The organism is Halomonas sp. SIMBA_159 (assembly GCF_046536035.1).
Classification (GTDB): Bacteria; Pseudomonadota; Gammaproteobacteria; order Pseudomonadales; family Halomonadaceae; genus Vreelandella; species Vreelandella venusta_A.
On record NZ_JAWJBT010001116.1, the window covers coordinates 1 to 252 of the forward strand.

A 252-nucleotide genomic window follows, 5' to 3' on the forward strand; every position below is an offset into this window, starting at 1 on the left:
TCACCGTCGCGGTTCCGGCGCGCATAATAGTTTTCAGTAACTTCAGCATCTTCTGTCCTTACTTCAGCGGCGAACGGTTACGATCAATGCCGTAGCGTTCGATCTCTTTATACGGCACGGTTTTTGACTGGCGCTTGCGCACATCTACCAGCGTCACACGGTCGGTACAGGAGTAGCAGGGATCAAGGCTACCGATAATCAGCGGTGCGTCAGAAACGGTATTGCCGCGCAGCATGTAACGCAACACCGGCC

General features: G+C 54.4%; 1 pseudogene. It reads right to left on the reverse strand.

From position 1 onward, the window contains the following. Positions 1-58 precede the first annotated feature (58 nt). Positions 59-252 (reverse strand): annotated as a pseudogene (locus tag R0J87_RS22740) (hypothetical protein); the annotation flags it as partial.